General features: G+C 46.7%; 13 protein-coding genes. 9 read left to right on the top strand and 4 right to left on the bottom strand.

The genetic code is table 11. The features are described 5' to 3' along the window. Positions 1–41: 41 nt before the first annotated feature. The 3 genes from F0265_RS08670 to sppA form a co-directional block, all read right to left on the bottom strand. Positions 42–872 carry a CPBP family intramembrane glutamic endopeptidase gene (locus tag F0265_RS08670; protein WP_171748772.1) on the bottom strand — a complete coding sequence of 277 codons (831 nt, stop codon included), beginning with the start codon at positions 870–872 and terminating at the stop codon, positions 42–44. Positions 873–1,023: 151 nt separating this feature from the next. Next, positions 1,024–2,040 (bottom strand): asparaginase, encoded by a 1,017-nt coding sequence (ansA, locus tag F0265_RS08665; RefSeq protein WP_006959306.1) that lies wholly within the window; start codon positions 2,038–2,040, stop codon positions 1,024–1,026. 134 nt (positions 2,041–2,174) lie between these two features. Beyond that, positions 2,175–4,025: a signal peptide peptidase SppA gene (gene sppA, locus F0265_RS08660; RefSeq protein WP_171748569.1), complete on the bottom strand. Its 1,851-nt coding sequence runs from the start codon at positions 4,023–4,025 to the stop codon at positions 2,175–2,177. A 197-nt stretch (positions 4,026–4,222) separates the two neighbouring features. Here sppA and F0265_RS08655 point away from each other — a divergent pair, with 197 nt between their 5' ends. Beyond that, positions 4,223–6,235: an NADPH-dependent 2,4-dienoyl-CoA reductase gene (locus tag F0265_RS08655; RefSeq protein ID WP_171748771.1), complete on the top strand. Its 2,013-nt coding sequence runs from the start codon at positions 4,223–4,225 to the stop codon at positions 6,233–6,235. Positions 6,236–6,305: 70 nt separating this feature from the next. Here the strand turns inward: F0265_RS08655 and purU are convergent, their stop codons facing one another. After that, positions 6,306–7,139: a formyltetrahydrofolate deformylase gene (purU, locus tag F0265_RS08650; protein WP_006959303.1), complete on the bottom strand. Its 834-nt coding sequence runs from the start codon at positions 7,137–7,139 to the stop codon at positions 6,306–6,308. 195 nt (positions 7,140–7,334) lie between these two features. Here purU and F0265_RS08645 point away from each other — a divergent pair, with 195 nt between their 5' ends. From F0265_RS08645 to rnd, 8 genes are all read left to right on the top strand, one after another. Next, positions 7,335–7,535, top strand: coding sequence for a hypothetical protein (locus F0265_RS08645; RefSeq protein ID WP_171748568.1), 201 nt, complete (start codon positions 7,335–7,337; stop codon positions 7,533–7,535). 121 nt (positions 7,536–7,656) lie between these two features. Then, positions 7,657–9,582 carry an ATP-dependent DNA helicase gene (locus F0265_RS08640; protein ID WP_171748567.1) on the top strand — a complete coding sequence of 642 codons (1,926 nt, stop codon included), beginning with the start codon at positions 7,657–7,659 and terminating at the stop codon, positions 9,580–9,582. A gap of 12 nt (positions 9,583–9,594) precedes the next feature. After that, entirely contained in the window at positions 9,595–10,296 is a 702-nt protein-coding gene (gene tsaB / locus F0265_RS08635) for a tRNA (adenosine(37)-N6)-threonylcarbamoyltransferase complex dimerization subunit type 1 TsaB (RefSeq protein WP_171748566.1), read from the top strand. A 20-nt stretch (positions 10,297–10,316) separates the two neighbouring features. After that, positions 10,317–10,619: a chromosome partitioning protein ParA gene (locus F0265_RS08630; protein ID WP_171748565.1), complete on the top strand. Its 303-nt coding sequence runs from the start codon at positions 10,317–10,319 to the stop codon at positions 10,617–10,619. A gap of 19 nt (positions 10,620–10,638) precedes the next feature. Beyond that, entirely contained in the window at positions 10,639–11,196 is a 558-nt protein-coding gene (locus F0265_RS08625) for a Slp family lipoprotein (RefSeq protein ID WP_171748564.1), read from the top strand. Beyond that, positions 11,193–12,050 carry an alpha/beta hydrolase gene (locus tag F0265_RS08620; RefSeq protein ID WP_171748563.1) on the top strand — a complete coding sequence of 286 codons (858 nt, stop codon included), beginning with the start codon at positions 11,193–11,195 and terminating at the stop codon, positions 12,048–12,050. The genes F0265_RS08625 and F0265_RS08620 overlap by 4 nt, the downstream gene beginning before the upstream one ends. A 110-nt stretch (positions 12,051–12,160) precedes the next feature. After that, entirely contained in the window at positions 12,161–13,849 is a 1,689-nt protein-coding gene (gene fadD / locus F0265_RS08615; protein WP_038512798.1) for a long-chain-fatty-acid--CoA ligase FadD, read from the top strand. Positions 13,850–13,948: 99 nt separating this feature from the next. Beyond that, the gene (gene rnd, locus F0265_RS08610) at positions 13,949–15,064 is read left to right on the top strand and encodes a ribonuclease D (protein ID WP_171748562.1); all 1,116 of its coding nucleotides are present in this window, start codon (positions 13,949–13,951) and stop codon (positions 15,062–15,064) included. The last annotated feature ends 17 nt before the right edge of the window (positions 15,065–15,081 follow it).

The following is a 15,081-nucleotide window of genomic DNA, read 5'->3' as shown; positions in this document are numbered from 1 at the left end:
CAAAGCCAGCTCAAGTGAGCTGGCTTTTTTGTATCTGCTTATTATCCACGAAGAATTGGGTAGGTATAGAAGAGCAAATGACTGAAGTTAAATAGAAAATGAACCAAAACTGCAGCCCATAATCTTCCTGTTGTATGGAAGATCAAGCCGTAGCCAAGCCCGGCTAGCGAAGCGAAAACAATTAATAGTGGGCCACCTGCGAAGTGTGCCAATCCAAATAACAGGCTCGCGACTACAACGCCGATATAGGCACCATACTTATTCGTTAACTTTTGTTGGATAAAACCACGGAACAGGGCTTCTTCAGCGACACAGGTGAATAATAGATTGTTAAAGGCGAACAACCACCACCAATTGGGGATAGAGAACTCGGGTTTGATTGCTCCAAGCAGTGACGCAATAGGCAGTAAAGCGAACAGTGGGATTGATATCAACAGTATGGTTCGATAATTGATCTTGCGGTTTTCTCCTAACAACGCAGGGAAAGCCAAAAGAAGGGCGAAGAAGGCCAGTGGTTTGTCTAGGTTCAAATATATGCTGAAATCGGCACTCAGAGGACCAGCTTGCACATTTTGAAGTACTTGTGGATTGTTAAAACCGGGCACCAAATGTAGAAAGAGTGCGAGGCTCCCAATGATAACTACTGTTGAGAGTATGACTGGTGGTAGCGAGGATTTGTTTTTGAGGTAGTAAGTAATTGCTAGAAAGGTAACAACGACAATCAAGCCCAGAGGTGATAATACACCGGCTATCAAGCCACCGAGAAGAGTTGCGGCAAGCAAACTCAATGAGGCTTTCGGCGCTTTAAGAAACGCGGCAAGAATGGAAGCGCTGAATAGTAGCCAAACCCATATAGAATGATCAATGTACATAAGGTGAAATGGATTGCGATTGAAAAGCGTATGATGAACTGAATCCTCAGTCAGAACAAGCTCGCCGAATCTCATCAGAGCACTGAATTAAAAAGAAAAAGTCGACATGTTGTCGACTTTTTTATCAGTAAAATTTCTTGAAGATATATTGTTATATCGACATTTCACCGCGTAGTACTTGCTGCATTTGGACTTTGACCTGTTCGTAAGTCAGGTTTTGACTCAAGAGGTAATGCAGTTTGGCAAGTGCCGCTTCTGGGGTCATGTCGTAACCACTAATTACACCAGCTTCAGCCAGTGCACAGCCAGTCGCATAACCGCCCATGTTTACTTTACCCGCTAAACATTGAGTCAGGTTGACCACAATAACACCACGCTCTGAGGCATCCTTAAGGTGCGCGAGTAGCTCTGGGTTTTGCGGTGCATTACCCACACCAAAGGTGAGTAGGATCATCGCGTTGACTGGCTGAAGCAGCGTGTTGCGGATCACTTCGTGCGAGATGCCCGGGTACATGGTGATTACGCCAATTGGCTGGGGTGTAATGTCATGAACCTTAAATTCGCCTTCTGGCTTTTCACCCACCACAATATCGTTGCTGATCTGGATATTGATACCCGCTTCTAGCAATGGTGGTAAGTTCGGAGAAGTAAAGGCGTTGAAACCGTCTGCGTGTGACTTAGTACTGCGGTTACCACGCATCAATTTATTATTGAAGAACAGGGTAACTTCATTGATAGGGTAATTGGCCGCAATGTGTAGAGCGTTAAGCAGGTTGGCCTGGCCATCCGAACGTAGCTCCGCAAGTGGGATTTGTGAGCCCGTCACAATCACAGGCTTACCGAGGTTTTCCAGCATGAAAGACAGTGCCGAGGCAGTATACGCCATCGTGTCTGTGCCATGCAGAATAACGAAACCATCGTATTTGTCGTAGTTCTCGCGAATATCATCTGCGATTTGCTGCCAGTCCTTTGGCGTCATGTCGGATGAATCGATCAGAGGGTCGTACTCGTGAATAGTGAATTCTGGCATTTCTGGGCGCTGGAACTCTGGCATGCTAGCCAGTTGTTTTTCCATGAATCCAGCCACTGGAACGTAACCGTGGTCATCTGACTTTTTCATGCCGATGGTTCCGCCAGTGTAAGCGATATAAATGTGTTTTCTTGCCATTGCTTAGAAACCAGTTAATTGTAGGGGGAACAGAGCGTGGGATTATATATCAATCAGTAGCAATAAAAAGGGGCATCCCGCACAGGAATACCCCAGATAGACTCAATCCAATTTGTGAATCAGTCGTTCAATCGTTACTGAACCTGACAGTTTAAACAGAACGCATATTGGCCTTTTGGATCATTGAAACTGTCCAGCAGGCTGGCATCCTGAACAACTTGTGCAGCTACAGGCTGCAGGGCGGCAGGGAGCAATGCGCTGGCATCGACACCAAGATTGACTTTGACCTGATTCATGAAGTCTTGGATGAACTGCTCAGCAGGCGATAGTGGCTCTTCTACCCAGTACAGGTTGTAATCTTCGACTTTTGCCAGCTCGGCAGCCAGCTTCACGGCGTCATCAAAGTCACCCATCTTATCAACCAGACCCAACTTCGCTGCATCTTGGCCTGTCCATACACGACCTTGAGCAATACTGTCCATGTCTTTCAATGGAATTTCACGGCTTTCACTGACTAGGCCGATAAAGCGATGATAGCCGTGCTCAATGCCCATTTGGAAGGCATCTGCAGCACCATCTGACAAGCCAGTGGTAATGCCCACGCCTGAGAACGGGGAAGTCCCGACACCATCAGTGTATACGCCGAGTTTATTTAGGCCTTTTTCAAACGTAGTGATCACACTGAAGATACCGATTGAACCGGTTAACGTCGTTGGCTGAGCAACAATTCGATCTGCGCCCATTGAAATCCAGTAACCGCCGGATGCCGCTAAGCTCGACATAGACGCAACCACAGGTTTGCCAGCTTCTTTCAGCGCTTCGATTTCATTACGAATCACTTCGGATGCGAACGCACTACCACCTGGGCTGTCTACACGTAAAACAACAGCTTTGATTTTGTCGTCATTGCGCGCTTGACGCAGAAGTGCCGCGACGGTATCACCACCGGTTGCGCCTCTTGGTTGGGAACCGTCCATAATGGCACCGCTAGCAACGACAATCGCAATGTCATCTTGCGACAAATCGAATTTCGGCTTCATTGTGGTTTGATATTCGTAGTAATCGACGTAGTTGTAGCTGTCTTCACCATTACTGCCAAATACTTCGGTCAAGTCGGCACGTACTTGTTGTCGGGTCGCCAGCTCGTCTACCAAGCCTAGCTCCAAAGACAAAGCAGCCAAGTCACCGTCTTGTTCTTTTAATAAACCTAAAAACTCTTCCATGGTTGGATTGAGCGTTTTGGCGGAAACCTGACGATTAGTGGCAACGTCATCCACATAGGCTCCCCATAGCTGACCTAACCAGCGTGAAGCGGACTCTTTCGCCGCGTCTGACATATCGTCACGTACAAAAGGTTCGATGGCTGATTTGTAGGTGCCGACGCGGAAAACGTGAGTATTTACATCCAGCTTTTCTAACAGCGTCTTGTAGTACATCGAGTAAGCGCTGTAGCCCTTAATCAACACAGCGCCATCTGGAGCTAGGTAAATCTTGTCGGCATAACTGGCTAGGTAATACTGACTTTGGTTGTAAAACTCACCCGCGGCGTAAATAGGCTTGCCTGAAGCTTTAAACTCATTCAGAGCCTTCGCAATGTAGCGCAGTTTAGTCAGGTTGGTTTCTGGCATGTCACGCAGAGCCAGCACAATACCAGTGATCTTAGGGTCGTCTTTGGCATGGCGTATTGACTCAACAATATCAAACAAGACGTTTTCTCTTGGCATATCCTGACCAAATAGCGAGCCAGTGAAAGAGTCCATTGGATTAACGTATCTTGATTGCTCAACAATGGGGCCTGAAATATTCAGCACTAAAGCGGATTCTTGAGGCACGGACGGGACCGGAGATTCTGCGCTGGTGTAGATGAAGTAGATAATACCGATAGTGACAAGAAAGATAAGATTAACTAGGGCAAGACGAATAAAGGTAATCAGTTTCCATATGCCTTTAAAGATCATACCGATAAACTTAAATAATTTTTTCATTAGGGCTCCGCTGCGCTTAGCGCAGGTATAGGCCTTGATAGTCTAAGACCTTATAAATACAGATAACTTATATCCTACTTAAACTAGTATACCCAAACAACTGCAAGATTGATCGGTGTTACAAAATTGTAAACGCTTGTTTGATTTTTATTACAACTCGCCGTATTCTGGTCAGACCAGAACAAAATAACAAAGTGATGTCTGCCATGTACCCAAACTTGTTAGAGCCGTTGGATCTAGGATTTACTCAGATTAGAAACCGAGTCTTAATGGGCTCAATGCACACTGGTCTGGAGGAACACAAAGAAGGTCTCGGAAAACTGGCTGCTTTTTACGCTGAACGTGCGAAAGGTGGTGTTGGTCTGATTGTGACCGGTGGCTTCTCCCCTAACCTACGTGGTCGTTTACACCCATTTAGTGCGGAATTCAGTAAACCTAAGCATGCCAAAGCGCACAAAGTCGTGACGGAAGCCGTTCACGAACATGGCGGGAAAATCGCTTTACAGCTTCTTCATGCAGGGCGTTACGCCATGCACCCGTTTTCACAAAGCTCTTCTGCCATAAAGGCGCCAATTGCTCGCTTTTCTCCAAGTGAGATGAGTACTCGTCAGATACACAAGACCATTGATGCATTTGCTAACAGCGCCAAGCTGGCACAATCTGCGGGTTACGATGGTGTCGAAGTGATGGGTTCAGAAGGTTATCTGATCAACCAGTTCATCTGTAAACGTACCAACATGCGTTATGACGAGTGGGGCGGTTGCTACGAAAATCGCATGCGTATGCCATTAGAGGTTGTGCGTGCGATTCGTAAGGAAGTGGGTGAAGAGTTTATCATCATCTTCCGCCTTTCTATGCTGGACTTGGTTGAGGAAGGGAGCACGTTTGACGAAGTGATTACTCTGGCAAAAGAGCTCGAAAAAGCAGGGGTCACTATTATCAATACGGGCATCGGCTGGCATGAAGCAAGGGTTCCGACCATTGCAACTCAAGTGCCGCGAGGAGCCTTTACTTGGGTGACGGAAAAAGTGCGTCCACATGTCAATGTGCCGATTGTTACCTGTAACCGGATCAATACGCCGGAAGAAGCGGAGCGTATTCTCTCTGGTGGTCACGCTGATATGGTGTCTATGGCGAGACCTTTCCTTGCCGATCCGCATTTTGTCATTAAGGCTGAAAATAAACAGTCGCATTTGATTAATACTTGTATCGGTTGTAACCAAGCGTGTCTGGATAATGTCTTCAAAGGTAAACGGGCGAGCTGTCTGGTCAACCCGCTTGCCTGCCGTGAAGATGAACTGACAATCACACCTACCGATAAGCCGAAGAATATCGCTGTAGTTGGCGCTGGTCCTGCTGGCCTTTCATGTGCGACGACTCTGGCGAAACGAGGCCACCATGTTGATCTGTTTGAGCGCAATGATCGGATCGGTGGGCAATTCCGTTTAGCGATGCAGATTCCCGGTAAAGAGGAATTCCGCGAAACCATTCGTTATTTTGCCAATCAAATTGATGAAACTGGTGTGAAGCTGCACCTTGAAACGGATGCCAATTTTGACCTACTGGCCGAGTATGATGAAGTGGTCATGGCATCGGGCGTGGAGCCGCGTAAAGTCAAGATTGACGGGATCGACAACCCAGAAAAAGTGATCGATTACCAGACGTTGATCAAAGAGAAAACTTACGTTGGTGAAAAAGTCGCGATTGTCGGTGCGGGTGGTATCGGTGTGGATGTTGCAACCATGCTGACAGAGCCCGCTGGCCACAACTTAGACGACTGGCTGCACGAGTGGGGGATTGATAAAGAGATCGCACACCCGGGCGGTTTGTACCCTTATCCGGAATCCCTAAGCGAAAAAGACGTTTGGGTTCTGCAGCGTCGCAAGGGCAAAGTGGGTAAAGGACCGGGTAAAACTACAGGCTGGATTCATAAACGTACGCTTGAGAAGCGTGGTGTGAATCTGGTGGGTGGTGTCAGCTATGACAAGATTGATGATACTGGTCTGCACATCAGCCATGATGGCAAATCTGAGTTACTTGAAGTGGATAAAGTAATCATCTGTGCGGGTCAGGAGTCGGTGAGACCTTTTGAGGACCAGTGGCAGCAGTTTGGTGACAAGCTTCATATCATCGGTGGCGCCGATCATGCCGGTGAGTTGGATGCTGTACGTGCTATCAGGCAAGGTGTTGAATTGGCTGCGAAGCTTTAAGTAAGTCCTAACAAAATGCTGAGATTAAAAAGACCTCCAATGGGAGGTCTTTTTGCATTTGGATACAAGATTAAAGAATCACAGTTTTGTTGCCGTAGACAAAGACGTGGTCGTTTATCACCTTATTGAGTGCTTTGCTGAGTACATTCTTCTCAACATCTCGTCCTGCTTGCGCCATGTCTTTTGCGCTGAAGTTATGATCGACCGGAATCACGTCTTGCTTGATGATTGGCCCTTCGTCTAGGTCATTCGTAACGAAGTGCGCTGTTGCACCAATGATTTTAACGCCGCGCTCATAAGCTTGCTGATAAGGCTTCGCGCCAATGAAAGCGGGTAGGAAACTATGGTGGATATTAATGATCTTATGGTGGTACTTTTCGACGAATGATGGCGTCAGTACGCGCATGTATTTAGCCAGAACCAGATAGTCTGCATTATACTGATCGATCACTTCCAGCATCTTCTGTTCATGCTCTTCACGGTTCAAACCTTCGTGAGACACATGATGATATGGAATATCAAACTTTTCGGTCAGGCTTTGTAGCGTATCGTAGTTACCTACCACTGCTGCAATATCGACATCCAGACTACCGTCGTAGTTTTTCATTAGAATATCACCAATACAGTGCGCTTCTTTGGTGACGAGAATGACAATGCGTTTACGGTTTGGGCCAATCAACTTTCGTTTAGCGCCTTGAGGCAGAGCTTGATCGAGATCGGCAAGGAAGGTTTGATCATTGAAGTAACCTTCCAGCTCAGTACGCATGAAGAAATGGCCGCTGGTATTATCGACAAATTCATTATTGTGGATGATGTTGAGTTGGTGCTTGTAACAGATATTGGTGATCTTAGAAATCAAGCCAGGTGCATCTGTACAATGAGTGAGCAGTGTTTTCTTTTCCATTGGGTTAAAACTTCCGTGAATTATTTTTTTCGTATTCTGAAATTTTTGCCGGGCGTTGAACGGTGAAGCGCCCCACAATATGGAAGCTACAATTAAACTAATATCAAGATGGTTTCAACAATTAATCCGAGTTAACCGATTAGCTCGGCGAATTTGTTTAAAAATTGTCAGATTTTAGCCCGACAGGTGGTACGTATGGATAAAGATCTACTAGCACGTAAGTTGTATTCCGAAAGAGTCAGTGCGCTACTAGGTGACCACGAAATCAATGAAGAGCTTCTAAATGAAATGTGGGAAAACAAAGCGTCGCCCAGTGAAGCGGCTCGAGCCATGATGGATGGTCAGAATGAGTTTGATGGTCCTGCTTGGTTATCACGTTATCTCAACCGCCGTTAACACAATTTACTCATCAATAAAGTGACCTATCGGCGCGGATCAGATTTGCATTCGCGCCCAGTCTTCAAACCTGCCATAATCCCTCGTTCATAACCTTGTTCAACTCAAATTATAGCCCTTGATGATCTCGAAAACGTTCTCAGCAGATGGTGCACTAGGTAAAGCGATTCCTGGGTTCCAACCCCGACAGGCTCAGTTAGATATGGCTGAATCTGTGGTTAAAGCGATTAAAAGCGACCAGCAAGTCGTTATTGAAGCAGGAACCGGAACAGGGAAAACCTTCGCTTATCTGGTTCCAGCCTTGCTGAGTGGCAAAAAAACCATCATCAGTACGGGTTCGAAAAACCTGCAAGAACAGTTGTTCCATCGTGATTTACCTTTAATGACCGATGCCTTGGGCTTTTACGGGCAAGTGGCGTTACTTAAAGGTAGAGCAAACTATTTGTGTCTTGATCGCCTTAGCCGTCAAATGATAGAGAGCCATGGGCATCATGCGGATCCAACACTGCTTAGCCAGCTGGTTAAAGTGCGCTCATGGGCGAGCGAGACCAAAAGTGGGGATTTAGGCGACTGTGACGAAATCGCTGAAGATAGCCCAGTTATCCCAACGATCACCTCAACTAACGATAATTGCTTAGGTAAAGAGTGTCCAAGTTATCAAGATTGCTTTGTTCTCAAGGCTCGTAAAAAAGCCATGGATGCGGACGTTGTGGTCGTCAACCATCACCTGTTTTTAGCCGATTTAGCGATCAAAGAAACGGGGTTTGGAGAGCTGATTCCAGAAGCGGAAGTGTTTATCTTCGACGAAGCTCATCAGCTACCTGATATTGCCAGTCAGTACTTTGGCCAGTCTCTGTCCAGTCGTCAGATTCAGGAGCTATCCAAGGATATTGAAATCGGCTATCGCACCGAAGCGAAAGACATGCGCCAATTGCAGAAGATCAGTGAGAAATTGCTGCAAAGTGCGATGGACTTAAGAATAGCCCTCGGTGAACCAGGTTTTCGCGGTAACTGGCGTGAAGCGATTCAGTCTCCCTCAATTGCCAGAGAATTAGAAAGATTACGTGAGTCGCTGGATTTTTGTCTCGAGGTACTCAAGTTAGCATTGGGCCGTAGCCAACTGTTGGATACGGCGTATGAGCGTGCCAGCACGATTCAAGCAAGGCTTGAACGGATTTGCGAAGTTTCCATCACGGGATACTCCTATTGGTACGATACGACCCCGCGTCATTTTAGTCTTCATATCACCCCGCTTTCGGTATCAGATAAGTTTCAAGAACAGATCGAGCTAAAGCAAGGGGCGTGGATATTTACTTCTGCAACTCTGGGGGTTAAAGGGGATTTCGGCCACTTTACTTCTCGGCTGGGTCTAAAACCTCAGACGGAAATGTCTTTGCCAAGTCCATTTGATTATCAAAGTCAGGCAAGGCTATGTGTTCCGCGTTACCTTCCTGAGCCGAATAGCCCGGGTATGGCGGATAAGCTTGTTCGCATGCTCAGCCCTTTGATTGAACAGAACCAGGGTCGCTGCTTTTTCCTTTGTACCTCTCATAGCATGATGCGAGAGCTTGGTGAAAGGTTCCGTGAATGCTTGAGCATTCCGGTGCTGCTGCAAGGGGAAACCAGTAAACAAAAAACACTGGCAGAGTTTATGGAGCTGGGTAATGCTTTGCTGGTGGCGACCGGAGCATTTTGGGAAGGGATTGATGTTAGAGGTGATACACTGAGCTGTGTTATTATCGACAAATTACCTTTCACTGCACCTGATGACCCGTTGCTTAAGGCGCGGATAGAAGATTGCCAGCTTAAAGGCGGGGATCCATTTTCTCAGGTTCAGATACCGGATGCTGTGATTACCCTCAAGCAGGGGGTTGGTCGCTTAATCCGAGATAAGAAAGACAAAGGTGCGCTGATCATTTGTGATAATCGATTGGTGACGCGCGAATATGGCGGCGTATTCCTTGCCAGCTTACCTCCAATTCCCCGAACACGGAATTTAGAGTTAGTGCAGGATTTCCTTAAACAAATTTCAGAAACAACCGAATAATCAGAGAATTCAATGAGCGCAAAAATTCTTGCCTTAGACACGGCAACAGAGAACTGCTCTGTTGCATTGCTAGTTAATGACCAGATCTATGTTCGCAGTGAAGTAGCACCGCGAGACCACACCAAAAAAATTCTCCCTATGGTAGATGAAGTACTGAAAGAAGCGGGGAGCACTCTGGCTGAACTCGACGCGCTCGCGTATGGTCGTGGACCGGGTAGCTTTACAGGTGTCCGCATTGGCATTGGTATTGCACAGGGTTTAGCGTTTGGTGCTGACCTGCCTATGATTGGTGTTTCAACATTGCAAGCAATGGCTCAGGGTAGTTACCGTAAACATGGTGTAAGCCACGTGGCGTGTGCGATTGACGCGCGAATGAGCGAAGTCTATTGGGGTCGTTTTTCGCGTCAAGAAGATGGCACTTGGATGGCTACTGATGCCGAATGCGTTATTCCACCTGCGGTTTTGGCTGAAAATAGCCAAAGTGACGAACAACGCTGGTTGACTGCAGGAACGGGTTGGGAAGCGTATCAGGAAGCGCTAGCTGAGCTGAAATTTGAAGTCGCGGCGGGAGAGGTTCTTTTCCCTGATGCGGAAGATATCGTCGCACTGGCGAAATTCGAATTGGAACAGGGCAACACCGTGATGGTAGAAGATGCCAGCCCTGTGTATCTGCGTGATACCGTAGCATGGAAGAAATTGCCAGGCAGAGAATAAGGTGTAATTAGACGGATAGTATGGTTTCGATTAATGGATTGCCTCCTTCGGTTCCGGGACCGAATAAGGCCAATAAAACCGGAAAAAAGAATGAGGTAAAAAAATCTCAGGAGAAGTCATCCGTTGGCCAGCCATCCAAAGTCGCCAACGCGGTGGCGCATTCTATCCGTCACGTCAACGAGTCAGACATTCATAAAGCTCAAGTGCAATACGACTTGCCTGAAGGGCAGGGCCGCAAAGCGATGGAAGAGTATATGAATATCATGAACCAGTCTAAGCGTGATGAACTATCGCAGCTGTTAGGTGTCGATATTTATATATAACCCTTTTTGGTAAGTCCTTATGATGCCACGTGTTTTTAAACTTGTTTCTATGGCTAGTGTGCTTGTTGCACTCACCGCGTGCAGTACGCTTCCAGAAAATCTCGCGTCAGATAACCCAGATCTACAAACGGATTACTCCGGCTGGCAAGCTTCTGCATCACAAAAGCAGGAGTTACGCTTGGGCGGTGTGATTGCCAGTGTGACTAACCTGAAAGACAAGACGCGAGTGGAAGTTGTTAATTTACCCATCAGTTCCAATGGTAAGCCTGATATTGACCAAGAACCTCAAGGCCGATTCGTAGGCTACATCGACGGTTTCGCCGACCCAGTAACGCTGTCTGAAGGGCGATTGATTACCTTGCTCGGTGATAGCAGTGGTACTGAAGCTGCCAAAGTGGGTGAGTATAGCTATGATTTTCCAGTCATGAAGATCAAAAGTTATCATCTGTGGCGAATTGAAGAGCGCGTGATTGTACACGATGATTTTGGACCCTCAATGTACCCTTGCCGCAGTTTGTATTGCCGTGACCTCACCCGAGGTACCAGACAGGGCAAGGTGATCCAAGAAGTCAAATGACCCGAAGAGATACGCGTTACCCCTTAGCTGATGGTCATCTAGCTGCTATCGAATACGGTTATAGTCAGACAGCAGATTGCTCTATCGTTTTCCTTCATGGCTGGTTGGATAATGCCGCCAGCTTTGAATCCTTGATGCAAGAGCTGCATCAATCCGCCCCTTCACTGCACTTGTGCGCGATTGACCTGCCCGGCCATGGTCATTCCAGTCATAAGCCAGGCAGTAACTTCTACCCATTTCATGACTATATTGACGATGTTTATCAGTTTTTGGCTAACTTATCGCCAAACAGACTGGTGTTGGTTGGTCATTCTCTTGGTGCTTTGATTGCAAGTTGCTATAGTGCCGCCTTTCCTGAACAGATCAGTGGATTGGTTCAGATAGAAGGGCACGGGCCTTTGGCGGAACAAGAGAGCGAAACGGTTTCTCGTTTGAGAGAAGGCGTTTTGAGTCGTCAGAGAATTCGTAGCAAACCAACCAGAGCATTTGAGTCTGATGCCACTGCTATTGAAGTCAGGGCTAAGGTTAATCAAATTGCTTCTGACCTTATCAGACCCATCGTCCAGCGAGGATTGGTAAAGACCAATGATGGTTGGATATGGCGCCACGATGAGAAATTACAAAGTCAGTCTTTGTATCGCATGTCATTTGAGCATGCACAATCAATCAGCCGAGAGATCACCAGTCCGCAGATTGTTGTGCTAGGCGAACAAGGTTTCCCCCACTTGCAGAAAACACAGGATGACACTCCTAATCCGGCCGAAATTTTTACGGTTGAGGGTGGACATCACTGCCATCTACAAGTCCCTTCTAGAGTATCTAACCTAATTTTTGGCTTAGTTAACAAAATTTAAACAAGTGTTTGAGTCTTTCGTGCTCAAGCTCTTTGCCTGTGTTGTAATAGTCGTCAATAAAAACACGGCGTTTCGTCGACAACAGTCAGCTTAATTCGAGGAGTATTACCGTGGATAAACCTTGGTTATCACGTTATCCAAGTGATGTGCCTGAGCATATCAACCCAGATCAGTATCCGTCATTGGTGGAAATGTTTGAGCAGTCAGTACAGAAATATGCTGACCAGCCTGCCTTTATGAACATGGGCTCGGTGATGACATTTCGTAAGCTTGAAGAGCGCAGCCGCGCTTTCGCTGCTTACCTGCAAAACGAACTTAAGCTGGAAAAAGGCGACCGCGTTGCTTTGATGATGCCAAACCTTCTGCAATACCCAGTGGCATTGTTTGGCGTCCTGCGTGCAGGTCTGATCGCTGTTAATGTGAACCCTCTATACACGCCACGTGAACTTGAACACCAGCTAAATGACTCTGGTGCGAAAGCGATTGTGATCGTATCTAACTTTGCTAACACATTAGAGCAAATCGTAGACAATACTCCTGTTAAGCATGTTGTACTGACCAGCTTAGGTCAGATGCTTCCACGCGCAAAAGGCACATTGGTCGACTTTGTGGTTAAGTACGTTAAAGGCATGGTGCCTAAGTATGACCTACCAGGGGCGATTTCAATGCGTAAGGCCCTGCATAAAGGTCGACGCTTGCAGTACGTTAAACCTTTCATGTCTGGCGACGATATTGCCTTCCTTCAGTACACCGGCGGTACGACAGGGGTAGCGAAAGGGGCCATCCTGACTCATAGCAATATGATTGCAAACATTTTGCAGGCTAAAGGGATGTATGGACCGGTACTAAAAGAAGGCCGAGAAGTGGTTGTGACCGCGCTGCCTCTTTATCATGTGTTTGCCCTGACGGTGAACTGCTTATTGTTCCTTGAACTGGGCGGACGTAACCTGTTGATCACTAACCCCCGAGATATTCCAGGTTTTGTCAAAGAGCTACAAAAGTGCCCGTTCACTGCAATTACTGGTGTAAACACACTGTTCAATGCTTTGGTCAATAATGAAGATTTCCACGAGCTGGATTTCAGCAATCTGAAGTTAGCGGTAGGCGGCGGTATGGCCGTTCAACGTGCAGTCGCTGAACAATGGAAGAAGACAACAGGCGTACACCTATTAGAAGGTTACGGTCTAACCGAGTGTTCTCCTTTGGTAACGGTTAACCCATACGACCTCACCGAATACACAGGCGCGATTGGTTTGCCTGTCCCTTCCACTGAAGTTCGTATTGTTGATGATGAAGGGAATCCAGTACCGAATACTGAAGTTGGAGAACTGCAGGTTCGTGGCCCTCAAGTGATGCAAGGTTACTGGCAACGACCAGAAGCCAGTAAAGAAGTCATCAATGGTGAAGGATGGCTGTCGACGGGCGATATTGTTAAGTTTGATGATGATGGGTTGATTCACATTGTGGATCGCAAGAAAGACATGATTCTGGTGTCCGGCTTTAATGTGTATCCAAATGAGATCGAAGATGTGGTGGCATTGCACGGTAAAGTACTGGAAGTCGCCGCGATCGGTCAGCCGCATGAAGTCTCAGGTGAACTCGTGAAAATCTATGTGGTTAAACGTGACCCGAGCTTGACGAAAGATGAGCTCATTGCCCACTGTCGCCAGCACCTGACGGGCTATAAAGTGCCCAAGCTGGTTGAGTTCAAAGATGAATTACCGAAAACCAATGTCGGCAAGATATTGCGCCGTGTTTTGCGTGAAGAGAACGATGCAAATCTAGCAAAGGCTAGTTAAAGTTAAAAATAAGCAGAACCAAGTGTTTAATGTTAAAATGCCGACTAATACCAGTCGGCATTTTTATTTGCAGACCCCATCAGTCACAGTGAGAGCTTTGTGAATTATCAAATCATTACCCGCCCAGACCAGCTAGAAAAAGTGTGTGAACAAGCTAGAGATACAGATGTCGTCATGCTTGATACCGAGTTTGTCCGAACACGAACCTACTACCCTCAGCTTGGTCTTATTCAGTTATTTGATGGTGAAACACTTTCTTTGATTGATCCAACGGTCATCGATGATATGACGGCGTTTGTCCACCTTCTCAAGGACACATCAGTATTAAAGGTTTTACACGCGTGTGGTGAAGACTTAGAAGTGTTTAACAACAGCTTTGGTTGCCTGCCTTATCCGATGGTGGATACTCAACTGATGGCTGCGTTTTTAGGCCATGGTTTGTCAACGGGCTTTGCTTCTTTGGTTGAGTCTTATCTTGGCGTAGAACTGGATAAAAGTGAGTCCCGTACAGACTGGCTTGCGAGACCGCTAACGGATAAGCAGCTCGACTACGCGGCCGCAGATGTCCACTATCTATTGCCATTGTATGAAAAGCTGCTTGAAGAAATTACTCAGGCTGGCTGGTGGGAAGCGGCTCAGCAAGAAAGTGATTTATTGGCTACCAAGCGCATCAAGTCACTTGATCCTGAAAAAGCCTACTTGGATGTTAAGGGCGCTTGGCAACTGAAACCGAGTGAGTTAGCGATATTAAAGCCGCTTGCCACTTGGCGCTTCAAAGAGGCGATTCGTCGAGACCTAGCACTGAATTTCATCTTTAAAGAATATGACCTGCTTACTGTCGCTCGTTTAGGCTTACAGAACAAACAAAGAATGGAGCAGGAAGGTTTAGATATTCGTTCTGTGCAACGCCACAGTGCACGTATTATCTCGATTGTTAAATCAGCCAAAATGACGCCTGTTGACGAGTATCCGGCGAAAATTGAGCGTTTGATGGATATGCCGGGTTACAAACAGAAGTTTAAATCCCTTAAAGATGAAGTGAAAAAAGCCTCTCAGGCTTCGGGGCTTGCGACGGAGTTTTTAGCGTCCAAGAAACAGTTAAATCAGTTGATTAGCTGGGTGTGGAAGAAAGATCGCGATCCATCAATATTACCGGATGTGATGCAAAGCTGGCGTTTAGAGTTGATGGGTGAAAAACTCAATAAGTTGCTGTAAGTATTAACGATAAATAA

This window comes from Vibrio sp. RE88, from assembly GCF_013113835.1.
Classification (GTDB): Bacteria; Pseudomonadota; Gammaproteobacteria; order Enterobacterales; family Vibrionaceae; genus Vibrio.
Note: the sequence above shows the minus strand (reverse complement) of the source record. Positions and strands in the feature narration are given on the sequence as shown.